The organism is Streptomyces sp. NPDC033136, assembly GCF_055578235.1.
In genome coordinates this window covers 417,951-439,681 of record NZ_JBVIPD010000004.1, presented here as the reverse complement: position 1 = coordinate 439,681, position 21,731 = coordinate 417,951, and the positions used below count along the sequence as shown (strand labels likewise).

Below are 21,731 nucleotides of genomic sequence, written 5' to 3'. Positions count from 1 at the left end.
GCCGGTGGGTGACCCGGGGGAGCGGTGGATGAGTAAGCGGCAGACACAGAAGATGCTGCGGCTGATGGCGAGTGGCGAACCCGTCGAGCTGACCAGCCCGATGGCATCCGTGAAGAAGCTCGCCCGGCTGGCCTTCGTCGCCCAGCAGTTCGGCTACGAGTACGCGGACGTCCGGCAGAGCAGCGGCCGCGGCGGCGCGCTCACCATGCTGATCCTGCCCGATCCCAGCCCGCAGGCCCGGGCCCGGGCCGCGCAGAACTGGGCGCGGTACCCGGGCGCCGCCGACGGCGTCTCCCTGCCGCCGCTCGTGCCCGACGCGTTCGAACTCCTCAAGGCCCGTATCAACTTCGACCTCACCGGCAAGCACGCCGAGAAGCGCATGGGGTACGCGGCCCTCGGCGGCACCGTCGGCTGCGTCGTCCTCGCCTTCCGCGCCGGGGGAGGGTCCTTCGACTTCGGTGTCGCCGGTGCGATGTGGCTGCTGATCATGGCCATCCTCGGCATCGGCCTCCTCGTCACGCGCAAGCGCAACGCGAAGTTCGCGGCCCGTCTCCAGGCCGCCGGGTTCGCGCCGATCAGCGATGAGGGCGGTCGGGTGCGGTATCTGCCACCGGGTGCGCAGCTGCCGGGGCAGTACGGGGGCCAGATGCCAGGTCAGATGCCCGGCCAGGGGACCCCCTTCGCCGCCGGGCCCTACGGCCGGCAGGCCCCCGGCCCCCACGCGGGGCAGTACGCCGCCCCGGCCCCCGGTCCGTACCCGGGGCAGTACGCCGCCCCGGCCCCGGGTGCGTACCCTCCCCAGCCCGCCGCCCCGGGCCCGTACGGCCACCAGCCCACCCCGGGGCCCTACAGCGCTCCCCAGCCCCCGGGCCCGTACGCCACGCCGCAGCAGCCTCAGCCGCCGTACGGGCAGCCGCAGCCCTTCCCCCAGCAGCAGGGCGCCCAGCCGCCGCACCCCCAGCAGCACCCGCACTGGCAGCCCCCGCAGCGCTGACGCCCCCGCCCCCTGTCCCGCCCTTGAGCAGGGGGCGACCCACACGACCTCTCATCCACCCTCCCCGCCGGGTGAGAGCAAATTGCCTTTCCGGTCATCCGGTGCCACAGCCCGGAAACGAGCCCTCCCTACCTTCGTGACCAGCCACTGGCAGTGCGACCTGAGCCCGGAGAACCGTGGAGGCCTGAGATGACAGCCCCGACCCCCGTCAGTACACCCCCCAAGGGGTCTCGCTGGATCGAGCAGTGGGATCCCGAGGACGAGACCTTCTGGGAGTCGGAGGGCAAGCACATCGCCCGCCGGAACCTGACCTACTCGGTGATCTCCGAGCACATCGGATTCTCCGTATGGAGCATGTTCTCGGTCCTCGCCCTGTTCATGGGCCCCGAGTACGGCATCGACCCCGCCGGCAAGTTCTTCCTCGTCGCCGTCGCCTCCCTGGTCGGCGCCTGCCTGCGGGTGCCCTACGGCTTCGCTGTCGCCCGCTTCGGTGGCCGGAACTGGACCATCTTCAGCGCGGGTCTGCTGCTGGCGCCGACCACGGCACTGCTGTTCGTGATGGAGCCCGGCACCTCGTACTCCACCTTCATGCTGGTGGCGGTCCTCACCGGTGTGGGCGGGGCGAACTTCGCCTCGTCCATGACCAACATCAACAACTTCTACCCGCTGCGTCTCAAGGGCTGGGCCCTCGGCATGAACGCGGGCGGCGGAAACATCGGCGTCGCGGTCGTCCAGCTGCTGGGTCTGCTGGTCATCGGGCTCGTCGGCGCCGGTCACCCCCGTCTCCTGCTGGCGATCTACATTCCGCTCATCATCCTGGCGACCGTGCTGAGCGCCCGCTACATGGACAACCTCGCGCCCGTGCGCAACGACACCGGGGCGGCCAAGGAGGCGGTGAAGGAGGGGCACACCTGGATCATGTCCTTCCTCTACATCGGCACCTTCGGCTCGTTCATCGGCTACAGCTTCGCCTTCGGACTCGTGCTGACGAACCAGTTCGGCCGTACGCCGCTGCAGGCGGCCGCCCTCACCTTCATCGGCCCGCTGCTGGGCTCGGTGATCCGGCCCATCGGCGGGCAGCTCGCCGACCGGATCGGCGGTGCCAAGGTAACGCTGTGCAACTTCGGGCTCATGGCCGTCGCCACCGCGGTCATCGTCACCGCGTCGGTGCAGGAGTCCCTGCCGCTGTTCATCGGCGGGTTCATCGCCCTCTTCATCCTCACCGGCATCGGCAACGGCTCCACGTACAAGATGATCCCCGGCATCTACCGCGCCAAGGCCGCGGCCAAGGGAATGACCGGTGAGGGCGCGGCGATCTACGCCCGCCGGCTGTCCGGCGCCTCCATGTCCCTCATCGGCGCGGTGGGCGCCCTCGGTGGCCTCGGCATCAACCTGTCGCTGCGTCAGTCCTTCCTCACCGTCGGCTCCGGAACCGGTGCCTTCATCGCCTTCCTCGCCTACTACGGCGTCTGCTTCGTGGTCACCTGGGCCGTATACCTTCGCCGTCCGGCCCCCTCAAAGGCCCAGGCCACCTCGGCGACCGAGGCGAAGCCGCAGCTCAGCTACGCGGAGGTGTGACGTAACACCAGCGACATCAAGCCGATCCGGGCCTGTCACGAGCCGTTGACAGGCTCGATCGGCATGTAGGTACGCCGTACCCACGCAGTACGACGACTCGAGTGCGGGACGAGAGCCATGTACGAGGAAGAACAGCGACCGGACCACGGACCACTGGCGGGATTCACCGTGGGTGTGACGGCAGCGCGCCGGGCCGATGAGCTCGGGGCGCTGCTGCAGCGGCGCGGTGCCGCCGTTCTGCACGCCCCCGCGCTGCGGATCGTGCCGCTGGCCGACGACAGCGAGTTGCTGGCCGCGACGAAGGACATCATCCAGCAGGCGCCGGACATCGTGATCGCCACGACCGCGATCGGCTTCCGCGGCTGGGTCGAGGCCGCGGACGGCTGGGGCCTGGGCGAAGACCTGCTGGCGCGGCTGGGCGGCGTACGGATCATGGCGCGCGGGCCGAAGGTCAAGGGCGCGGTCCGGGCCGCCGGGCTGACGGAGGAGTGGTCGCCGTCGTCGGAGTCCATGGCGGAGGTGCTGGACCGGCTGCTGGAGGAGGGCGTCGAAGGGCAGCGGATCGGCATCCAGCTGCACGGCGAGCCCCTGCCCGGGTTCGTGGAGGCGCTGCGGGAGGGCGGAGCCGAGGTGGTCGGGGTGCCCGTCTACCGCTGGATGCCGCCGGAGGACATCGGCCCGGTCGACCGTCTCCTGGACGCGACGGTCTCCCGGTCCCTGGACGCGGTCACCTTCACCAGCGCCCCGGCCGCCGCCTCGCTCCTCTCCCGGGCGGAGGAACGCGGTCTGCTCCCCGAGGTGCTGGCGGCCCTGAACCACGACGTCCTGTCCGCCTGCGTGGGCCCGGTCACGGCCCTGCCGCTGCAGTCCCATGGCATCGACACCGTCCAGCCCGAACGCTTCCGCCTCGGCCCATTGGTCCAGCTCCTGTGCCAGGAACTCCCCGTGCGGGCACGCGCCCTGCCCATCGCCGGGCACCGCGTGGAGATCCGCGGCCATGCCGTGCTGGTCGACGGCGACCTCAAGCCCGTCCCGCCCGCGGGCATGTCCCTCCTGCGCGCCCTAGCCCGCCGCCCCGGCTGGGTCGTGGCCCGGGCCGAGCTCCTGCGCGCCCTGCCCGGCTCGGGCCGCGACGAGCACGCGGTCGAAACGGCCATGGCCCGCCTGCGCACCGCGCTGGGCACGCCGAAGCTGATCCAGACGGTGGTCAAGCGGGGCTACCGCCTGGCGCTGGACCCGGCGGCGGAGACGAAGTACGCGGACGCGTGAGTTCGCGTAGGGGTTGAGCGGGATCGCGTCGGCGTCCCGGCGGTGCCGCCGCACGCGCCCCTCCTGACCGCGCGGCCGTGCGAGGGGTTTCCCGCGCGTTGCGGGGCAGGCACTGTAAGAGGGAACGGATTCCCCGTCCCCCTCTCACGGGCGTCTCACCGACCTAGGCGGTGACAGGCACATGGCACTGGGTACGGCCACGGCCTCCTACGAGCTGCGGTTCGATGCCGGGCGGATCTGCCTGGACCTGCTCTCCACCACCCATCCGGAGGAGCGGCTGGACTCCGTGGACGTGCTGCGCGCCTGGATCACCGGCTCCGGACTCGTCCCGGCGGACACCGCCCTGGTCCACGCCGACGCCACCTGGCCGGTCGCCTTCCGTGAACTGCGGGGCCAGGTCGGCCGGTTGGTGCGCGGGTGGCGGGGGTCCGCCGTCACGACGTACGACCTCGCACTCGCGCGCGTCAACGACCTGGCCCGGCCCGCGCCCCCCGCCCCGCGCGCCGTCCGCGGCGAAGACGGCGAACTCGTACGGCGGTTGGACGCCTCGCCCTCCTGCGCCGCCCTGCTCGCGGTGGTCGCCCGGGACGCCGTGGACCTGCTCACCGACCCCGTCGCCCGCGCCGCCCTGCGGCAGTGCGAAGGCGACAACTGCCCCATCGTGTACCTCGACACCTCCCGGGGGCGCAGGAGGCGCTGGTGCTCCAGTGAGGTCTGCGGGAACCGCGAGCGCGTCGCCCGGCACCGTCGCCGCGCGGCACTCTCCCGCGCCTGAAACGGAGTTGGGTGGCCGCTACACCCAATTTCCCTGTCCTAAATGCGACTTCTGTGAGTGCACTGTCGAAGTGATTTCGATTACATGCCGTTTACCTACGCACCCGTAGGGAAAGCCTGGCTCGTTCTTGTCGATGTGGTGGATATGTAAAGAACGCGGGGTGGGAATGTGCTCTCATGTCCCGCTCGTCACGTCATCCCGAGGAAATCTTCCCCGCCTCTTTGAACGCCCAACGGCTCGCTTCCGTACGGCTTGTGGAGCGACCGACTGGGGGAACCCCCGGACACCGGAGGTGGGCGTGCGCAAGGATTCCGTCGTGGCCAATGAACGTGCACCGAGGGCCCGACATCGCATGTCCCAGCCCTCGGAACCCGACGAGGAGTTGATGCGTGCGCTCTATCGCGAACACGCCGGACCCTTGCTCGCGTATGTCCTGCGTCTGGTTGCCGGAGACCGGCAGCGCGCCGAGGACGTCGTGCAGGAGACACTCATCCGTGCCTGGAAGAACGCCGGTCAGCTCAATCGGGCGACCGGATCGGTACGCCCCTGGCTGGTGACGGTCGCCCGGCGCATCGTCATCGACGGCCACCGCAGCCGGCAGGCCCGGCCGCAGGAGGTCGACCCGTCGCCGCTGGAGGTCATCCCCGCGGAGGACGAGATCGACAAGGCGCTGTGGCTGATGACTCTGTCGGACGCACTCGACGACCTGACCCCCGCTCACCGGGAGGTGCTCGTCGAGACGTACTTCAAGGGACGTACCGTCAACGAGGCGGCCGAGACCCTGGGCATACCCAGCGGAACCGTCCGTTCCAGAGTCTTCTACGCTCTGCGTTCGATGAAGCTGGCTCTGGAGGAGCGGGGGGTGACGGCGTGATGAGTGTTTATGGGGGTAACCAGGGGTTCGGTACGGGAGGCATGGGTATGTCTGGACCCATGCAGGAGTCTCCGGTGCCGAACGAGCACGAGACCGTCGGCGCCTACGCCCTCGGCATCCTCGACGACGCCGAGGCCACCGCCTTCGAGGCCCACCTCGCGGGCTGTGAATGGTGCGCCCAGCAGCTCGACGAGCTGGCCGGCATGGAGCCGATGCTCGCCGCCCTCGCCGACCTGCCCGGTTCCGGCACGCCCGCGATCGGCGACTCGCTGTCCGCGAAGCCCCGGCCACGCCTGGTGGAGAAGCTGGTCGACGAGGTCGCCGACCGCCGCGCCCAGAAGCGCCGCCGCAGTTTCTACATGGTGGCCGCGGCCGGCGCGCTGATCATCGGCGGCCCCTTCGTCGCGGTCGCGACGAACGGCGGCGGTGACGGCGGCGGCGCGGAGAACCGCCCGCTCGCGGTGAGCCCCGCCAAGGCGGCCTTCGACGACATCTCCGACAAGATCACGGCCACCGACCCGAACACCAAGGTCTCCGCCACCGTCGCCCTCCAGCAGAAGGACTGGGGCACGGGCATGGTCCTGGAGCTGAAGAACGTCAAGGGCCCGCTCAAGTGCGCCGTCGTCGCGGTCGGCAAGAACGGCGAGCGGGAGACCCTGGCCTCCTGGTCCGTCCCGGAATGGGGCTACGGCCTCCCGGACGCCAAGTCCGAGAAGGCCAAGGAGCCGCTCTACGTCCAGGGCGGCGCCGCGTTCAAGCCGAACCAGATCGACCACTTCGAGGTCGTGACCTTCGACGGCGACCGTCTGGTCGAGGTCGACGCGTAGCCTTACGGGGTCCCCTTCGCGTACGGTGGACGGCTGCCCAGCACGTCAGAAGGGGACCCGGTGGCCGCTCAGGCTCAACAGGAATCCGCGCTCGACTCCCTGAGAGACAGAGAGATCGGCGTCGAACAGGAACACCTGGACCGGGTGTACCGGCGCCTCGAGGAGAAGATCCACGAGGCGGAGTTCCTCATGAACGACGCGGCCCAGCGCGGCCAGGTCGGCACGCCCGGCGCGCTCGCCGAGCGGGACGCCCAGGTCTTCCGCGCGGGCATCCACCTCAACCGGCTCAACAACGAGTTCGAGGACTTCCTCTTCGGCCGCATCGACCTGCTGCGCGGCAAGGACGGCAAGAAGGGCCCCGACGGCGCGTACACCGCCGTGGAGCCCGCCGAGGGCGCGGTGCGGGAGGACAACACCGCCGACATCGCCGAGACGCTGCACATCGGCCGCATCGGTGTGCTCGACCAGGACTACGCCCCGCTGGTCATCGACTGGCGGGCCCCGGCCGCCGCCCCCTTCTACCGCTCCACCCCGGTCGACCCCGGCCGGGTCGTCCGCCGCCGGGTCATCCGCTCCAAGGGCCGCAAGGTGCTCGGCGTGGAAGACGACCTGATGCGCCCCGAGCTGAAGGCCTTCCTCGACGGGGACGAGCTGGCCGTCATCGGCGACGGCGCCCTGATGGCCGCGCTCGGCCAGGCCCGCAGCCACACCATGCGCGACATCGTCGCCTCCATCCAGGCCGAGCAGGACCTGGTCATCCGCGCCCCCGCCGCGTCCGTCACCTACGTCGAGGGCGGCCCCGGCACCGGCAAGACCGCCGTCGCCCTGCACCGCGCCGCCTACCTCCTCTACCAGGACCGGCGCCGGTACGCGGGCGGCATCCTGATCGTCTCGCCCACCCCGCTGCTCGTCTCCTACACCGAGGGCGTGCTGCCCTCCCTCGGTGAGGAGGGCCAGGTCGCCATCCGCGCCATCGGCTCCCTCGTCGAGGGCAGCGAGGCCACGCTCTACGACTCCCCGGCCGTGGCCCGCGCCAAGGGCTCGTCCCGCATGCTCAAGGTGCTGCGCACGGCCGCGCGCGGAGCCCTGGAGCTGAACGACGCACCGGCCCGGCTGCGCGTGGTCGCCTTCGGCCGCCGGCTGGAGCTGGAGGCCGGGGAACTGGAGGGCATCCGCAGCGCCGCCCTCGGCGGCACCGCCCCCGTGAACCTGCTGCGTCCCCGCGCCCGCAAGCTCCTGCTGGACGCCCTGTGGGAGCAGTCCGGCGCGGCCGGCCGGCACACCGACCCGGAGCTCGCCGCCGAGCTGCGCTCCTCCTTCGACGAGGACGTCACCTCCGAGGACGCCTTCATCGGGTTCCTCGACGCCTGGTGGCCGGAGCTGACCCCGGCCGCGGTCCTGGACGCCATGGCCGACGAGCGGCGCCTCGGCCGTTGGGCCCGGCGGATCCTCAACCCCGGCGAGGTCCGCAAGGTCGCCCGCTCGCTCAGGCGCGACGGCCGTTCCGTGCACGACATCGCGATGCTCGACGAGCTCCAGGCGATCCTCGGCGCCCCCGCCCGCCCCCGCAAGAGGCGCGAACTCGACCCGCTGGACCAGCTCACCGGCCTGGAGGAGCTGATGCCGGTGCGCGAGGAGTCGCAGCGCGAGCGGGCCGAGCGCCTCGCGCAGGAGCGCACCGAGTACGCGCACGTCATCGTCGACGAGGCCCAGGACCTCACGCCCCTGCAGTGGCGCATGGTCGGCCGCCGCGGCCGGCACGCCACCTGGACGGTCGTCGGGGACCCGGCCCAGTCCTCCTGGTCCGACCCGGACGAGGCCGCCCAGGCCCGCGACGAGGCCCTCGGCACCCGCCCGCCCGCCTCCCGCCACCACCCTTCCAAAGAAGGTCCGTCGGGCCGCCCCTCTCGCGGCCGCCGCTTCGAACTCACCGTGAACTACCGCAACCCGGCCGAGATCGCCGAGCTCGCCTCGAAGGTCCTCGCCCTGGCCATGCCGGGCTCCCTGTCCCCGAAGGCGGTCCGCTCCACCGGAGTCGAACCCTGCTTCACGGTCGTGGGGAACACCTTGGCCGAAACCGTCCGCGACGAGGCGGCCCGGCTGCTGGAGCGCGTCGACGGCACGGTGGGTGTGGTCGTCGCCATGCAACGCCGCGAGGAGGCCCGCCGCTGGCTCGCCGGACTCGGCGACCGGGTCGTGGCGCTCGGCAGCCTGGAGGCGAAGGGCCTGGAGTACGACGCGACGGTCGTGGTCTCCCCGGCGGAGATCGCCGACGAGTCCCCGGCCGGCCTGCGGGTGCTCTACGTCGCGCTGACCCGGGCCACCCAGCAACTCACCGTCGTATCCGCCGACCGGGACGAGCCCGACGGGGCCGGAGTGCCGGACCTGCTCAGGGACTGAGGCCCGTTACCCCGTTGCCGGCGAAATGAACTCCCGGTACGGGAATGGCCTTGCGGGATCTGTTTGTTAGCCTGGATGTGGCACCGGCCCGATCCAAGCCCCCGGGCCCAACCTTCGTCGCTACGAGCGACCACTTGCCGCGAGGCGAGCATGGCGGGCCGGTGCCACTTGACTTCCGGAGAGACCCGAAGAGAACCGAAGAGACCCACGTCCACGTGACGTGGGTCTCTTTTTGCTGGCCTGTTCCGCGAACAAAACGTTCGCAATCCAAGGTGGCTACCTGCTACTGAGCGGTAGGTGCGACGATCGGACGGCACAAATCAGCGTCAGGTGAAAGCAGAGGAAGTCGGCCATGGCAACGGCGCCCAGCGTCTCCTACTCGATGACGGTCCGGCTGGAGGTGCCCGCGAGCGGAACCGCCGTGTCGCAGCTCACCACCGCCGTGGAGTCCTCCGGAGGCTCGGTGACCGGCCTCGACGTCACCGCATCCGGCCACGAGAAGCTCCGTATCGACGTCACCATCGCGGCCTCGTCGACCTCGCACGCGGACGAGATCGTCGAGGAACTCCGCGGCATCGAGGGCGTCACCCTGGGCAAGGTCTCGGACCGGACCTTCCTCATGCACCTCGGCGGCAAGATCGAGATGGCGTCGAAGCACCCCATCCGCAACCGTGACGACCTGTCCATGGTCTATACGCCGGGCGTGGCGCGCGTCTGCATGGCGATCGCCGAGAACCCCGAGGACGCCCGCCGCCTCACCATCAAGCGCAACTCGGTTGCGGTCGTGACGGACGGCTCCGCCGTGCTGGGCCTGGGCAACATCGGCCCGAAGGCGGCCCTGCCCGTCATGGAGGGCAAGGCGGCCCTCTTCAAGCGGTTCGCCGGCATCGACGCCTGGCCGATCTGCCTCGACACCCAGGACACCGACGCGATCGTCGAGATCGTCAAGGCGATCGCCCCGGGCTTCGCCGGCATCAACCTCGAGGACATCTCCGCCCCCCGCTGCTTCGAGATCGAGGCCCGGCTGCGCGAGGCCCTCGACATCCCCGTCTTCCACGACGACCAGCACGGCACCGCGATCGTCGTCCTCGCCGCGCTCACCAACGCACTGCGCGTCACGGGCAAGGCCATCGAGAACATCCGGGTCGTCATGTCCGGCGCGGGCGCCGCCGGTACGGCCATCCTCAAGCTGCTGATCGCCGCGGGCGTCAAGAACGCCGTCGTCGCCGACATCCACGGTGTCGTGCACGCCGGCCGGGAGGACCTGGTGGACGCCGCCCCGGACTCGGCGCTGCGCTGGATCGCCGACAACACCAACCCCGAGGGCCTCACCGGCACGCTCAAGGAGGCCGTGCACGGCGCCGAAGTCTTCATCGGCGTCTCGGCCCCGAACGTCCTCGACGGCGACGACGTGGCCGCCATGGCCGACGGCGCCATCGTGTTCGCGCTCGCGAACCCGGACCCCGAGGTCGACCCGGCGATCGCCCGCCAGACCGCGGCCGTCGTCGCCACGGGCCGCTCGGACTTCCCGAACCAGATCAACAACGTGCTGGTCTTCCCGGGTGTCTTCCGCGGTCTGCTGGACGCGCAGTCCCGTACCGTCAACACCGAGATGATGCTGGCCGCCGCGACCGCTCTCGCGGACGTGGTGACCGAGGACGAGCTGAACCCGAACTACATCATTCCGAGTGTCTTCAACGACAAGGTCGCCGGTGCGGTCGCCGGGGCCGTGCGGGAGGCCGCCAAGGCGGTCGGCGCGTCGGTGGGCAGCCCGTCCGGCGTCTGAGGACGAGGCCCCCGGGCCGGGTCCGGGGTCCGGGGCGCCGGCCCCCGGACTGTGAGTAACCCCACGGCCGCCCGGAACCCGGCGCGTCGCACGCCCCCTGTCAGCAGCGGAGCTATCGTGGCGCCAGGCTCAGGCCCTCTTTTCGTGTGACTCCCCAAGGGTGTTCCCACGACTCCTGCGGGTGCGGATTGGCTTTCCCGCCGCAGGTAGAGGCAGGATGCGTCCCTGGGCGCGAGGGTCTGACGACGGACCCGGGTCCGGGGACTCATGGAGGACCCTGGCAGCATCGGCTTCGATCTGACGCCTCAACGGCAAGATGAACACGGGAGTAACAACATGAACCGCAGTGAGCTGGTGGCCGCGCTGGCCGACCGCGCCGAGGTGACCCGCAAGGACGCCGACGCCGTGCTGGCCGCGTTCGCCGACGTCGTCGGCGACATCGTCTCCAAGGGCGACGAGAAGGTCACCATCCCCGGCTTCCTGACCTTCGAGCGCACCCACCGTGCCGCTCGCACCGCCCGCAACCCGCAGACCGGCGAGCCCATCCAGATCCCGGCCGGCTACAGCGTGAAGGTCTCCGCGGGCTCGAAGCTCAAGGAAGCGGCCAAGGGCAAGTAACCGTCCCCTCGCGTGCGCCGTGGGCACCTGCCGGCCGTCTCCGGCCGGCCGCGCGGTGCCCCGCGCCCTTCGAGGGCGCGCCACCGAGAGCCGTAGAAACGCCGATGGGCGGCCACCTGAATCCAGGTGGCCGCCCATCGGCGTGTGTGGGACCAGGGCACAACGGGCCTCAGCCGAGCGCCTTGCCCGGCAGTTCGACCTTCGCGCCGAGCTCGACGAGCTTCTCCATGAAGTTCTCGTAGCCGCGGTTGATGAGGCCGATGCCGTGCACCCGGGACGTGCCCTGGGCCGCCAGGGCCGCGATGAGGTACGAGAAGCCGCCGCGCAGGTCCGGGATGACCAGGTCGGAGCCCTGCAGCTTGGTCGGGCCCGAGACGACCGCCGAGTGCAGGAAGTTGCGCTGGCCGAAGCGGCAGTCGGAGCCGCCCAGGCACTCGCGGTAGAGCTGGATGTGCGCGCCCATCTGGTTCAGCGCGGACGTGAAGCCGAGGCGGGACTCGTAGACCGTCTCGTGGATGATGGACAGGCCCGTGGCCTGCGTGAGGGCGACCACCAGCGGCTGCTGCCAGTCGGTCTGGAAGCCGGGGTGGACGTCCGTCTCCAGCGCGATGGACTTCAGCTGGCCACCGGGGTGCCAGAAGCGGATGCCCTCGTCGTCGATCTCGAAAGCACCCCCCACTTTCCGGTAGGTGTTCAGGAACGTCATCATCGAGCGCTGCAGCGCGCCACGGATGTAGATGTTGCCCTCGGTCGCCAGCGCCGCGGACGCCCAGGACGCGGCCTCCAGGCGGTCCGGCAGGGCGCGGTGGTTGTAGCCGCCGAGCTGGTCCACACCGGTGATGCGGATCGTCCGGTCGGTGTCCATCGCGATGATCGCGCCCATCTTCTGCAGCACGCAGATGAGGTCCTCGATCTCCGGCTCGACGGCCGCGTTGGACAGCTCCGTGACGCCCTCCGCGAGGACGGCCGTCAGCAGCACCTGCTCGGTCGCGCCGACGGACGGGTAGGGCAGCCGGATCTTCGTACCGCGCAGCCGCCGGGGCGCCTCCAGGTACTGGCCGTCCGCCCGCTTCTCGATCTTCGCGCCGAACTGCCGCAGCACCTCGAAGTGGAAGTCGATGGGCCGGCCGCCGATGTCGCAGCCGCCGAGGCCGGGGATGAACGCGTGACCGAGCCGGTGCAGCAGCGGTCCGCAGAACAGGATCGGGATACGGCTCGAACCCGCGTGGGCATCGATGTCAGCGACGTTCGCGCTCTCCACGCGCGTCGGATCCATCACCAGTTCGCCGGGTTCGTCACCCGGACGGACCGTCACACCGTGCAACTGCAGCAGACCCCGTACGACCCGAACGTCGCGGATGTCCGGAACATTGCGCAGCCGGCTCGGAGCGCTGCCCAGCAGCGCTGCGACCATGGCCTTCGGTACGAGATTCTTCGCACCGCGGACACGGATCTCGCCCTCCAGCGGGGTTCCGCCGTGGACAAGCAGGACATCGTCGTTGACGGTCATGAATCTCGCGTTCCGTGGAGTCGGGCAGGGGCCAGGAGGGAAAGGGTAATCGCCCACCACCCCCCTTCAGTAAGCCTGAGTCAGACCCAGCCACGTCATAGCTCTGTCACAACACGAACCGTTCCGCCCCGGGCACGTGGGGTCACCGTCACGTCCATGCGCAGGACGCGCACCCGTGCGCCCTGAGCTGCACGCACTCCCATACCCCCATTGCCTCCCCACGGACAGGGAAGATGCGGGATCATGTCTGGCATGACCGAGGTGTCCTCGCTCACAGGGCGGTTGCTCGTGGCCACGCCCGCCCTGGCGGACCCGAACTTCGACCGCGCGGTGGTGCTGCTCCTCGACCACGACGAGGAGGGCTCCCTCGGTGTCGTCCTCAACCGGCCCACCCCGGTGGATGTCGACGACATCCTGGAGGGCTGGGGGGACCTCGCCGTCGACCCCGGTGTCGTGTTCCAGGGCGGCCCGGTGTCGCTGGACTCCGCGCTCGGGGTCGCCGTCGTCCCCGGCGGCGCGTCCGGCGAGGCCGCCCCGCTGGGCTGGCGTCGGGTGCACGGCGCGATCGGCCTGGTCGACCTGGAGGCCCCGCCGGAACTGCTGGCCTCCGCCCTCGGTTCCCTGCGGATCTTCGCCGGTTACGCCGGCTGGGGTCCGGGCCAGCTGGAGGACGAGCTGGTCGACGGCGCCTGGTACGTCGTCGAGTCGGAGCCCGGTGACGTCTCCTCGCCGTCCCCCGAGCGGCTCTGGCGCGAGGTGCTGCGCCGCCAGCGCGGCGAGCTGGCGATGGTGGCGACGTACCCGGACGACCCTTCGCTCAACTGATGCGTGTGAGCTTCAGTACCCTGGGGCCTATGAGCACTCTCGAGCCCGAGCGCGGGACTGGTACGGGGACCCTCGTAGAGCCGACGCCGCAGACCTCCCACGGTGACGGTGACCACGAGCGCTTCGCCCATTACGTCCAGAAGGACAAGATCATGGCGAGCGCCCTCGACGGCACCCCCGTCGTGGCGCTGTGCGGCAAGGTCTGGGTACCGGGCCGCGACCCGAAGAAGTACCCGGTCTGTCCCATGTGCAAGGAGATCTACGAGTCCATGAGCTCCGGCGACGACGACAAGGGCAAGGGCGACAAGTAGGCCCGGCCCGCGCGGCGTCAAGCCTCCGGGGTGCGTTGTGCGCGCCCCGGGGGCTTTTTGGACTCTTTCCGGCGCGTCTTCGGGCAGCGGGAAGTCGGCCGTTCCTTACTCGACGGTCCCCGTCGCGGGCCGTGTCGTGATCGCCTCCACGGTGATGACCGATTCCGGCCCTGGTCTTCGCCGAACGCGTGCGGCAGCGTCGGGTCTCCGGACGGGGCGGAGCGGTGAAGGGCTGACGTGACTCCTGCGGACACGGACGTGATTCCGGCGCCCCTGAGCGTCGAGACCGGGGACGGCCCGGGCTTCCTCCTCGACGCGGGCACCGGGATCGAGGCGGGCCCCGGCACCGGGCAGGTTGCGCGCTGGCTGCGCGCGACCGTCGGCGCGGCGACCGGCCTGCCGCTGGACCCGCGCACCGGCGACCGCCTCGGCATCCACCTGCGGATCCTGCCCGCCCTCGGGGGACCCGAGGCGTACCGCCTCACGGTCGACGCCGGTCGCGTCCTCGTCGAAGGGGCCAGTCCGGCGGGCGTGTTCTGGGGTGCCCAGACCTTCCGTCAGCTCCTCGGACCCGACGCCTTTCGCCGGGCGCCCGTCGCCCAGAAGCCGGCCTGGGACGTGCCCGCCGTCACCATCGCCGACGCGCCCCGATTCCGCTGGCGCGGCCTGATGCTCGACGTCGCCCGGCACTTCACGCCCAAGGAAGGCGTCCTGCGGTACCTCGATCTGATGGCGGCGCACAAACTCAACGTCTTCCACTTCCACCTGACGGACGACCAGGGCTGGCGCGTCGAGATCGAGCGGCATCCCCGGCTGACGGAGATCGGCTCCTGGCGGGCGCGGACGAAAACCGGCCACCGGGCCTCCCCTCTGTGGGAGGAGAAGCCGCACGGCGGCTACTACTCCCGGGACGACATCCGGGAGATCGTCGCCTACGCCGCCGAGCGGCATATCACCGTCGTCCCCGAAATCGACGTGCCGGGCCACTCGCAGGCCGCCATCGCCGCGTACCCGGAACTCGGCAACACCGACGTCATCGCCGCGTCCACGGAGGGGAGCACCACACTCTCCGTCTGGGACAACTGGGGAATCAACCCGAACGTACTCGCCCCCACTGACACCACCCTGCGCTTCTACGAGGGCGTCTTCGAGGAAGTACTGGAGCTGTTCCCCTCGGAGTTCGTCCACATCGGCGGCGACGAGTGCCCCAAGGACCAGTGGCGGAGGTCGCGGACCGCCCAGGCGCGCATCAGGGAACTCGGGCTGGCGGACGAGGACGAGCTCCAGTCCTGGTTCATCGGGCACTTCGACAGTTGGCTCTCCGCGCGCGGGCGCCGGCTGATCGGCTGGGACGAGATCCTGGAGGGCGGGCTGGCGAAGGGCGCGGCCGTGTCCTCCTGGCGCGGCTACGCCGGAGGAATCGCCGCCGCCCGGGCCGGCCACGACGTCGTCATGTGTCCCGAGCAGCAGGTGTATCTGGACCACCGTCAGGCCCCGGGCCCCGAGGAGCCGGTACCGATCGGGTGGGTGCGCACCCTGGAGGACGTCTACCGGTTTGAGCCCGTGCCGCCGGAGCTGACGTCCGAGGAGGCCCGGCACGTGCTGGGCACCCAGGCCAACCTGTGGACCGAGGTGATGGAGGACCAGGCGCGGGTGGACTACCAGGCCTTCCCCCGGCTCGCGGCCTTCGCCGAGGTCGCCTGGAGCGCCCTGCCCGCCCCGGCGGAGCGGGACTTCGCCGGCTTCGAGCGCAGGATGACGGCCCACTACCGGCGGCTCGACGCGCTGGGCGTCGCCTACCGGCCACCCGCGGGCCCGCTGCCCTGGCAGCGGCGCCCCGGGGTGCTGGGCCGCCCGAAGGAGGGTCCGCCGCCCCGCCGGTAGCAGGCGGGCCGTCGCTACCGAACAGCTCGAACAAGCCACGGAAAAAGCGCACAAGGGTCACCGAAAGTGCCAACCGGCATGCACGGGCGAACCTGTGCGAAAACGGACCATCTCCCCGGTGAGGTGGGCGAATGCCTCCTAGCGGACCCGTGTCCTCGGCTCTCGCCAAGATGTGCCAGAGTTGCCACGTCCGCCCTGTGAGCACGTACCGTACGGCAGCACAGGTGGGACCAGGTGGGACCAGGGGGCAGCGGGAAGGGGCAGCCGGTTTGACCACGCACGCACCGCAGGCGGCGCAGGCCGTCACGCTGCCCACGACGCTGGACGAGGCCGTCGCGGCACTCACCGCCGTGCCCGCCGCCGTGCCCGTCGCGGGCGGCACCGACCTGATGGCCTCCGTCAACTCCGGGCAGCTCAGGCCCGCCGCGCTGGTGGGACTCGGCCGGATCAGCGAGATCCGCGGCTGGCGGTACCTGGACGGTCACGCGCTGCTCGGTGCGGGCCTCACGCACGCGCGCATGGGCCGCCCCGACTTCGCGGCCCTGATCCCGGCGCTCGCCGCCGCCGCGCGCGCCGCCGGACCGCCGCACATCCGCAACGCGGGCACCCTGGGCGGCAACATCGCCTCGGCCGCCCCCACCGGGGACGCGCTGCCGGTGCTGGCCGCCCTGGAGGCCACCCTGATCATCGCGGGCCCGGCCGGTGCGCGCCGGGAGCTCCCGGTCTCGCACCTGCTCGCCGGGATGGACATGCTGCGCGCCGGTGAACTCATCGGCTACGTGCGCGTGCCGCTGCTGCACGCCCCGCAGGTCTTCCTCAAGGCGACCGGCCGGACCGGCCCGGGCCGCGCGGTCGCGTCCGTGGCCCTGGTCCTGGACCCCGCGCGCCGGGGCGTGCGCTGCGCGGTGGGCGCCATAGCGCCGATGCCGCTGCGGCCCCTGGAGGCCGAGCAGTGGGTCGGCCGGCTCATCGACTGGGACAACAACCGCGCACTCGTCCCGGAGGTCCTGAACGCCTTCGGGGAGTACGTCGCCGCGGCCTGCATCCCCGACGCGGCCCCGGGTGAGGACGGCTCCGTACCGCAGCTTCCGCCCGCCGTACTGCACCTGCGGCGCACCGTCGCCGCGTTGGCCCGACGAGCACTGGGGAGGGCGCTGTCGTGACCGACGACCAGCACGGAGAGGGCGCGCCCCGGGGTGGCAGCCGCTGGGACCCGCTGCCCCAGGGCGAGTACGACGACGGTGCCACCGCCTTCGTCCAGCTCCCCGAGGGGGGCGTCGACGCCCTGCTGGCCGCCGACAGCCCCCTCGCCGCGCCCGGCCACGGCTACGTACCGCCGCAGATCACCGTCAACCCGGAGACGACGGCCGGTGCCGACCCGGCGGCCACGGGCGCGTGGCCGGTGGCGGGCGCGCCGGTCGACGGGGCCCAGTGGCACGACCCGCACGCGGGGCACCAGCAGGGCCACGACGCGGCGGATCAGCCGTACGGCTCCGACGCGCCCTACGGCACCGTCCCGCCGTATGGCGGCGAGGCGGGGCAGTACGGCGGGGACGACCGGTTCGCGTACAACCCGGGCGCAACCGGGCAGTGGAACTTCGAGGAGACCGCGGCGGCGGAGGCCGCACCGGGGCATGATGTGACCGGACAGTGGTCCATCCCCGTCGCCGGGGGTGACCTTCCGGACGAGTCGGGCGAGTTCACGACGTCCTCGCTGGTCGAGCAGTGGGGCGGTACCCCGCCGGCGACGCTGCCGGGTGGCGCGCCCGCGCCGTGGGCGACGCAGGCGGCGGGGCAGCCGTGGGGGCAGCAGGACGCCACGGGCCAGGAGCAGGCGGAGTATCCGCAGGAGCAGGGGCTCGGGTCCGGGCCGGGTCACGGCCCTGAGCCGGACCGTGGCTATGAACAGGACCATGGCCACGAGCCGGGTCATGCCCAAGAGCAGGGTCATGCCCATCAGCCGGGGCACGGCCATGAGTCGGGCCATGCCCACGAGCAGGGCCACGGGTACGGCCAGGGCCATGGGTACGGTCAGGGTCCCGCGCAGACCCACGGGCACGGGCAGGATTCCGGGCTGGGCCATGAGTACGGTCCCCAGGGGGCCGGGCCCGAGCAGGGCCACCGGACCGAGCAGGCCCACGGGCACGTGGAAGGCGACGGGCACGGGCAGCCGAGTGCTGCCGGGGCGTCCCCCGGGTACGCAACCGACCAGGCCCCGCACCGCGCCCACGCCCCGGAGCAGTCGCCTGCCGCGCCCCTGCCTCACGAGACGGACCCGGCGCACGACGGCCACCCGCCGCACGAAACCGGCCCGGGCGATTCCGGGCACGGGCCGGCCACGGCTGATCACACGCCGGGGGAGCCCGAGGCGCCCGGTCACGCCGTTGAGCCGCCGGTGCCCGGGCACACGCCGGGGCCCGAATTCGCCGACCAGGGTTCGGAGGGCCCGGCCTTCGCCGACCCGGGGCCGGGTGTCGTAGCCCCCGGATCGGATGGCCCCGGATCAGATGACCCCGGCTTCGCCGAGCACGGGCCGGAGCAGCCAGGCGTACCGGGCCACGCGCCGGAATCGTCCGGCCCCGCCGAGCACCCGGCTGCCCCCCCAGCCGACACCACGGAGCAGCGGCCCGCGTCGCCCCAGCCGTACTCCGAGGACGCTGAGGACCCGCAGGACTCCGGGGCCGCCGAGGAGGACCCGCAGACCGCCGAGGAGGCCTCACGGCCCGCTCCCGGGCCCGGTGAGCCGGCTGAGGGCGCCCCGGGCGACCCGGCGTACACCGACGGCCCCCACAGCTCCCACGGCCCCGACGAGCCCGTCGCCGGGCACCTCTCCGCCTTGGCGGACGCGGACGCCGGGCCGAAAACCGCCGGCGGCGAGAGCCCGGACGACCCGGCCTCGGGAGGGGACCCGGCCCGGGGAGAGGACCCGGCCGCCGCCGGCACCCCGGACGACCCGGCCGCCGCGCCGGCCGCGCCGCAGGAGGAACACCCCCTCGCCTCCTACGTCCTGCGCGTCAACGGCGCCGACCGCCCCGTCACCGACGCGTGGATCGGCGAGTCCCTGCTCTACGTGCTGCGCGAGCGGCTCGGGCTCGCCGGAGCCAAGGACGGCTGCTCGCAGGGCGAATGCGGGGCGTGCAACGTCCAGGTCGACGGGCGGCTCGTCGCGTCCTGCCTGGTCCCGGCCGTGACCGCCGCCGGCAGCGAGGTCCGTACCGTCGAGGGTCTGGCCGAGGACGGCCGGCCGTCGGACGTGCAGCGGGCGCTCGCGCGCTGCGGCGCCGTGCAGTGCGGCTTCTGCATCCCGGGCATGGCGATGACCGTGCACGACCTCTTGGAGGGCAACCCCGCCCCCACCGAGCTGGAGACCCGCCAGGCGCTGTGCGGCAACCTGTGCCGCTGCTCCGGCTACCGGGGCGTGGTGGACGCCGTCAAGGAGGTCGTCGCCGAGCGCGAGGTCCACTCCGCGCCCGCCGACGGCGACGCCGGCGAACCCCGTATCCCGCACCAGGCGGGCCCGGGCGCCGGTGGCGTGCACGCGTCGGCCTTCGGAGCGCCCCCGGAACAGCGCTCCCCGGAACCGCACGCCCAGGGACCGCACTCCCCGGAATCGCATGACCAGCCCTACGGCCAGGACGGAGGCCAGGCGTGAGTAACGAAGCAGCCACCGCGCAGGCCGCGGAGGCCGCCGCACCCGAACCGCTGCCGCACGGCCTCGGCGCATCCCTCCCGGCCGCCGACACCCGTGCCAAGACGGAGGGCACCTTCCCGTACGCCGCCGACCTGTGGGCCGAGGGCCTGCTGTGGGCGGCCGTGCTGCGCTCACCGCACCCGCACGCGCGCATCGTGTCCATCGACACCACCCACGCGCGCGAGATGCCCGGCGTGCGGGCCGTCGTCACCCACGAGGACATCCCCGGCAGCCCGCTGCACGGCCGCGGCAAGGCCGACCGCCCGGTCTTCGCCTCCGAGGTCGTGCGCCACCACGGCGAGCCCATCGCCGCCGTCGCCGCCGACCACCCGGACACCGCGCGCATGGCCGCCGCCGCCGTCATCGTCGAGTACGAGGTGCTCGACCCGGTGACCGACCCGGAGCAGGCCTTCGAGGCCGAGCCGCTGCACCCCGACGGCAACCTGATCCGGCACATCCCGCTGCGCCACGGCGACCCGGAGGCGGCCGGCGAGATCGTCGTCGAGGGCCTGTACCGCATCGGCCGCCAGGACCCCGCGCCCATCGGCGCCGAGGCGGGCCTGGCCGTACCGCGCCCGGACGGCGGCGTGGAGCTGTACCTCGCCTCCACCGACCCGCACGCCGACCGCGACACGGCCGCCGCCGCCTTCGGCCTGGAACCCGAGCGGGTCAAGGTCGTCGTCACCGGCGTCCCCGGCGCCACCGCCGACCGCGAGGACCAGGGCTTCCAGCTCCCGCTCGGCCTGCTGGCGCTGCGCACCGGCTGTCCGGTGAAACTCACCGCAACGCGCGAGGAGTCCTTCCTCGGGCACACCCACCGCCACCCCACCCTCCTGCGCTACCGCCACCACGCCGACGGCGAGGGCAGACTCGTCAAGGTCGAGGCGCAGATCCTGCTCGACGCGGGCGCCTACGCCGACACCTCCGCCGACGCCCTGGCCGCCGCCGTCTCCTTCGCCTGCGGCCCGTACGTCGTCCCGAACGCCTTCATCGAGGGCTGGGCCGTACGCACCAACAACCCCCCCTCCGGCCACGTGCGCGGCGAGGGCGCCATGCAGGTCTGCGCCGCCTACGAGGCGCAGATGGACAAGATCGCCAAGAAGCTCGGGCTCGACCCGGCGGAAGTGCGCCTGCGCAACGCCCTGGCGACGGGCGACGTGCTCCCGACCGGCCAGACCGTGACCTGCCCGGCCCCGGTCGCCGAACTCCTCCAGGTTGTACGGGACTTCCCGCTGCCGCCGCTCCCCAAGGACACCCCCGAGGACGAATGGCTGCTGCCCGGCGGCCCCGAGGGCGCGGGGGAACCGGGTGCCGTGCGCCGGGGCGTGGGCTACGGCGTGGGCATGGTGCACATGCTCGGCGCCGAGGGCGCGGACGAGGTCTCCACGGCGACCGTGAAGGTCCACGACGGTGTGGCGACGGTGCTGTGCGCGGCCGTCGAGACCGGCCAGGGCTTCACGACGCTGGCCCGGCAGATCGTCCAGGAGACCCTCGGCGTCGACGAGGTGCACGTGGCGCCCGTCGACACCGACCAGCCCCCGGCGGGCGCGGGCTGCCGCGGCCGGCACACCTGGGTGTCGGGCGGCGCGGTGGAGCGGGCGGCGAAGATGGTCCGCACGCAGCTCCTCCAGCCGCTCGCCCACAAGTTCGGCATGTCGACGGAGCTGCTCCAGATCACCGACGGCAAGATCACGTCGTACGACGGAGTCCTCTCGACGACCGTCGCCGAGGCGCTGGACGGCAAGGAACTGTGGGCCACCGCCCAGTGCCGCCCGCACCCGACCGAGCCGCTCGACGAGACCGGCCAGGGCGACGCCTTCGTGGGCATGGCCTTCTGCGCGATCCGCGCCGTGGTGGACGTCGACATCGAGATCGGCTCCGTACGGGTCGTGGAACTGGCCGTCGCCCAGGACGTGGGCCGGGTGCTGAACCCGGCCCAGCTGACCGCCCGGATCGAGGCGGGCGTGACGCAGGGCGTGGGCATCGCGCTCACGGAGAACCTCCGCACCCCACGGGGCCTGATCCGCCACCCCGACCTGACCGGTTACGCCCTCCCGACGGCCCTCGACGCGCCCGACATCCGCATCGTCCGGCTGGTCGAGGAGCGGGACGTGGTGGCGCCGTTCGGGGCGAAGGCGGTCAGCGCGGCGCCGGTGGTCGCGTCCCCGGCGGCCGTCGCGTCCGCCGTACGGGCCGCGACGGGACGCCCCGTGAACCGGCTGCCGATACGCCCCCAGGCCGCGGTGGTCACGGACCGGTCCTGACGCCCGAGCCGGGCGGGGTCGAAGCGTCGGCCTGCTGGACGAGGCGCTGCGCACGCGGACCCCGCGGATCGGACTGTGGCTGGACACCTCCGAGCTGACGGTGCGACAGACGGTGGGGCAGACGG

Annotated in this window: 16 protein-coding genes; 15 read left to right on the top strand and 1 reads right to left on the bottom strand. The window is 72.2% G+C overall.

The features are described from left to right. Positions 1 to 28 precede the first annotated feature (28 nt). The 9 genes from ACZ5TL_RS10300 to ACZ5TL_RS10260 all read left to right on the top strand — a co-directional run bounded on the left by ACZ5TL_RS10300 (position 29) and on the right by ACZ5TL_RS10260 (position 11,121). The gene (locus ACZ5TL_RS10300) at positions 29 to 994 is read left to right on the top strand and encodes a hypothetical protein (protein ID WP_468588936.1); all 966 of its coding nucleotides are present in this window, start codon (positions 29 to 31) and stop codon (positions 992 to 994) included. 189 nt (positions 995 to 1,183) lie between these two features. Then, on the top strand, positions 1,184 to 2,572 hold the full coding sequence (locus tag ACZ5TL_RS10295; RefSeq protein WP_468588935.1) for an MFS transporter: 1,389 nt from the start codon (positions 1,184 to 1,186) through the stop codon (positions 2,570 to 2,572). A 117-nt stretch (positions 2,573 to 2,689) separates the two neighbouring features. Then, positions 2,690 to 3,841: a uroporphyrinogen-III synthase gene (locus ACZ5TL_RS10290; RefSeq protein ID WP_468588934.1), complete on the top strand. Its 1,152-nt coding sequence runs from the start codon at positions 2,690 to 2,692 to the stop codon at positions 3,839 to 3,841. Between the two features lie 181 nt (positions 3,842 to 4,022). Further along, entirely contained in the window at positions 4,023 to 4,616 is a 594-nt protein-coding gene (locus tag ACZ5TL_RS10285; RefSeq protein ID WP_468588933.1) for a CGNR zinc finger domain-containing protein, read from the top strand. Positions 4,617 to 4,968: 352 nt separating this feature from the next. Continuing rightward, entirely contained in the window at positions 4,969 to 5,490 is a 522-nt protein-coding gene (locus tag ACZ5TL_RS10280) for a sigma-70 family RNA polymerase sigma factor (protein WP_010039908.1), read from the top strand. Further along, entirely contained in the window at positions 5,490 to 6,317 is an 828-nt protein-coding gene (locus ACZ5TL_RS10275) for an anti-sigma factor family protein (protein ID WP_468588932.1), read from the top strand. The genes ACZ5TL_RS10280 and ACZ5TL_RS10275 overlap by 1 nt, the downstream gene beginning before the upstream one ends. A gap of 60 nt (positions 6,318 to 6,377) precedes the next feature. Then, positions 6,378 to 8,717: a HelD family protein gene (locus ACZ5TL_RS10270; RefSeq protein WP_468588931.1), complete on the top strand. Its 2,340-nt coding sequence runs from the start codon at positions 6,378 to 6,380 to the stop codon at positions 8,715 to 8,717. Between the two features lie 352 nt (positions 8,718 to 9,069). Further along, positions 9,070 to 10,503 carry an NAD-dependent malic enzyme gene (locus ACZ5TL_RS10265; RefSeq protein WP_468588930.1) on the top strand — a complete coding sequence of 478 codons (1,434 nt, stop codon included), beginning with the start codon at positions 9,070 to 9,072 and terminating at the stop codon, positions 10,501 to 10,503. Positions 10,504 to 10,839: 336 nt separating this feature from the next. After that, the gene (locus tag ACZ5TL_RS10260; RefSeq protein ID WP_003990598.1) at positions 10,840 to 11,121 is read left to right on the top strand and encodes an HU family DNA-binding protein; all 282 of its coding nucleotides are present in this window, start codon (positions 10,840 to 10,842) and stop codon (positions 11,119 to 11,121) included. Positions 11,122 to 11,290: 169 nt separating this feature from the next. Here the strand turns inward: ACZ5TL_RS10260 and murA are convergent, their stop codons facing one another. Further along, positions 11,291 to 12,631 (bottom strand): UDP-N-acetylglucosamine 1-carboxyvinyltransferase, encoded by a 1,341-nt coding sequence (gene murA, locus ACZ5TL_RS10255; RefSeq protein ID WP_468588929.1) that lies wholly within the window; start codon positions 12,629 to 12,631, stop codon positions 11,291 to 11,293. 252 nt (positions 12,632 to 12,883) lie between these two features. Here murA and ACZ5TL_RS10250 point away from each other — a divergent pair, with 252 nt between their 5' ends. The 6 genes from ACZ5TL_RS10250 (at position 12,884) to ACZ5TL_RS10225 (ending at position 21,606) form a co-directional block, all read left to right on the top strand. Then, entirely contained in the window at positions 12,884 to 13,456 is a 573-nt protein-coding gene (locus tag ACZ5TL_RS10250; protein ID WP_468588928.1) for a YqgE/AlgH family protein, read from the top strand. A gap of 29 nt (positions 13,457 to 13,485) precedes the next feature. Beyond that, positions 13,486 to 13,767, top strand: coding sequence for a DUF3039 domain-containing protein (locus ACZ5TL_RS10245; RefSeq protein WP_003990595.1), 282 nt, complete (start codon positions 13,486 to 13,488; stop codon positions 13,765 to 13,767). Positions 13,768 to 14,004: 237 nt separating this feature from the next. Then, positions 14,005 to 15,651 carry a beta-N-acetylhexosaminidase gene (locus ACZ5TL_RS10240; protein WP_468588927.1) on the top strand — a complete coding sequence of 549 codons (1,647 nt, stop codon included), beginning with the start codon at positions 14,005 to 14,007 and terminating at the stop codon, positions 15,649 to 15,651. A gap of 269 nt (positions 15,652 to 15,920) precedes the next feature. Then, positions 15,921 to 16,814 (top strand): FAD binding domain-containing protein, encoded by an 894-nt coding sequence (locus ACZ5TL_RS10235; protein ID WP_468588926.1) that lies wholly within the window; start codon positions 15,921 to 15,923, stop codon positions 16,812 to 16,814. Then, positions 16,811 to 19,303, top strand: a complete 2,493-nt coding sequence (locus ACZ5TL_RS10230) for a 2Fe-2S iron-sulfur cluster-binding protein (RefSeq protein ID WP_468588925.1) — start codon at positions 16,811 to 16,813, stop codon at positions 19,301 to 19,303. The genes ACZ5TL_RS10235 and ACZ5TL_RS10230 overlap by 4 nt, the downstream gene beginning before the upstream one ends. Then, positions 19,300 to 21,606 carry a xanthine dehydrogenase family protein molybdopterin-binding subunit gene (locus tag ACZ5TL_RS10225; RefSeq protein ID WP_468588924.1) on the top strand — a complete coding sequence of 769 codons (2,307 nt, stop codon included), beginning with the start codon at positions 19,300 to 19,302 and terminating at the stop codon, positions 21,604 to 21,606. Before ACZ5TL_RS10230 ends, ACZ5TL_RS10225 begins: the two co-directional genes overlap by 4 nt. The last annotated feature ends 125 nt before the right edge of the window (positions 21,607 to 21,731 follow it).

Coding starts and splice junctions, on each gene's coding strand:
- ACZ5TL_RS10245 (WP_003990595.1), top strand. CDS start 13,486: ATGAGCACTCTCGAGCCCGAGCGCGGGACTGGTACGGGGACCCTCGTA.
- murA (WP_468588929.1), bottom strand. CDS start 12,631: ATGACCGTCAACGACGATGTCCTGCTTGTCCACGGCGGAACCCCGCTG.
- ACZ5TL_RS10250 (WP_468588928.1), top strand. CDS start 12,884: ATGACCGAGGTGTCCTCGCTCACAGGGCGGTTGCTCGTGGCCACGCCC.
- ACZ5TL_RS10260 (WP_003990598.1), top strand. CDS start 10,840: ATGAACCGCAGTGAGCTGGTGGCCGCGCTGGCCGACCGCGCCGAGGTG.
- ACZ5TL_RS10290 (WP_468588934.1), top strand. CDS start 2,690: ATGTACGAGGAAGAACAGCGACCGGACCACGGACCACTGGCGGGATTC.
- ACZ5TL_RS10265 (WP_468588930.1), top strand. CDS start 9,070: ATGGCAACGGCGCCCAGCGTCTCCTACTCGATGACGGTCCGGCTGGAG.
- ACZ5TL_RS10295 (WP_468588935.1), top strand. CDS start 1,184: ATGACAGCCCCGACCCCCGTCAGTACACCCCCCAAGGGGTCTCGCTGG.
- ACZ5TL_RS10275 (WP_468588932.1), top strand. CDS start 5,490: ATGAGTGTTTATGGGGGTAACCAGGGGTTCGGTACGGGAGGCATGGGT.
- ACZ5TL_RS10285 (WP_468588933.1), top strand. CDS start 4,023: ATGGCACTGGGTACGGCCACGGCCTCCTACGAGCTGCGGTTCGATGCC.
- ACZ5TL_RS10300 (WP_468588936.1), top strand. CDS start 29: ATGAGTAAGCGGCAGACACAGAAGATGCTGCGGCTGATGGCGAGTGGC.
- ACZ5TL_RS10280 (WP_010039908.1), top strand. CDS start 4,969: ATGTCCCAGCCCTCGGAACCCGACGAGGAGTTGATGCGTGCGCTCTAT.